General features: G+C 72.0%; 1 protein-coding gene and 1 pseudogene. Both read right to left on the reverse strand.

Annotated features, from left to right (window positions below):
* A pseudogene (locus tag I0Q12_RS33035) lies at nt 1-815 on the reverse strand (MFS transporter); the annotation flags it as partial.
* On the reverse strand, nt 808-1891 hold a 1084-nt coding region (locus I0Q12_RS16445), incomplete at its 5' end, for an amidase (RefSeq protein WP_197252913.1). The pseudogene I0Q12_RS33035 and the gene I0Q12_RS16445, both read right to left, overlap by 8 nt.

Below are 1891 nucleotides of genomic sequence, written 5' to 3' on the forward strand. Positions count from 1 at the left end.
AGCACGAGTGCGATACCCCGGTTGCGGAACAGCGTCACGTCGACGAGCGGATGCGTGCGCCGGATCTGCACGGCCACGAACACGACGGCGAGGACGACACTCACACCGCCGCACGCCCACGGCAGCCACGGCAACGAACTCACGCCGGGGGTCAGCGCGAGGACCACCGCGGTGAGCAGGACCGTGGACAGCACCGCGCCGGCCACGTCGAACGGCTCCCGCTCGACGGCCTTGCGGGGACTGCGCGGAATCACCCACATCGACGCGGCGATCGCGACCAGCCCCACGGGCAGCACCACCGCGAACAGTCCGCGCCACCCGAACGCCGCGGTCGCGGCCCCGCCGATCAGGGGTCCGACCACCTGGGCGACGGCCGCGACGGTTGCGTTCCACCCGAGCGCCCGGCCCAGGATGTGAGGGGGGAAAGTGTCCGTGAGCAGGGCCGTGTTGTTGGTGACGACGGCCGCTGCCCCGGCACCCTGGAGGACGCGGGCGGCGATGAGCCATCCGGCGGACGGTGCAAGCATGCACAGCCCGGTCGCCACCGTGAAGGTGGCGAGCCCGGCGAGGTAGAGCGGCCGGCGGCCGATGATGTCGGCGAGGCGGCCGAACACCAGGATCAGTGCCGTGGTGACGAGCATGTAGCCGAGCAGGATCCACGTCGACTGAGCCCCGGACGCGTCCAGCTCCCGTGCGACGGTCGGCAGCGCGACCGTCAGACCGCTCAGGCTCAGGAACACCGCGACCACGCCGATGCTCAGGGCGGCGAACACCCGCCACGGGTGCGGATAACGCTGTGTGACAAGGCTATCCATCGGCACGTCGGGTGTGGACGTCGGTGACGGTCTGCAACACGTGCGCCAGGCGCAGGCACGTGTCGTCGGCCCACGGCCGCCCCACCAGCTGCACCCCGACGGGCAGTCCGTCGACGAATCCGGCCGGTGCCATGACCGCGGGGAAACCGAGGTAGTCGAACAGGCTCGTGTTGCGGCCCACGATCGGCTGCATGGGGTGGCGGACACCGTCGATCTCGACGGTGACGTCGGACAGCCGCGCGGCGGTCGCGCCGATGCCGGGGGTGACGAGCACGTCGATGCCCGCGGCGTCGAACGCATCGACCGCTGCCCGCTGAGCGAGGGTGCGGCGGCGCACCGCGCGCAGGTAGTCGACCGCGGAGGGGACGAGTCCGCGTGCGATGCGGACCTGCGTGCCGATGTCGTAGTCCGCGAACTTCGCGAGCGACCCCTCCTGGTTCGAGGCGAGTTCGCTGGTCATCACGATCGTCACGTCGTCGTGGATGCGCTGGGCGTCGGGGATGTCGACGGCCACGACGTCGGCGCCGAGGTCGCGGAAGGTCTCCACGACCGCGTCCCATGCGCCGAGCACCGCGGCGTCGCACAGGTCGGTGAACCACGCGGTCGGGATGCCGATCCGGACACCGGCGAGCGCCGGGTCGGTCGCGGTGCCGGTGGTCGCGAGAGCGTCCTGCACCTGCTGGGCGACCGGCGCAGGCGCGGCCGCGGGATCGTGCCCGTCGGGTCCGGCGAGAAGGTCGAGGACGATCCGCAGGTCGGCGGCGGAGCGCGCCATGGGTCCGATGTGGTCGAGGGTCCACGACAGCGACGCGACGCCGGTGCGCGGGACGAGACCGTAGGTCGGTTTGATGCCGGTGAGGTTGCACAGCGCGCTCGGGACGCGGATCGATCCGCCGGTGTCGGTGCCGAGGGCCAGCGGGACCAGCCGAGCCGCGAGGGCGCCCGCGGAGCCGGTCGACGAGCCGCCGGTCCAGCGCGACCGGTCCCACGGGTTCGTGACCGGACCGTACCGAGCGTTGTGCGGTGCACCGCAAGCGAATTCGGTGGTCGCGGTGATCAGGACCGGAATCGCGCCG

Origin of the sequence: Rhodococcus sp. CX (genome assembly GCF_015865005.1) — a bacterium.
Taxonomy (GTDB): Bacteria; Actinomycetota; Actinomycetes; order Mycobacteriales; family Mycobacteriaceae; genus Rhodococcus.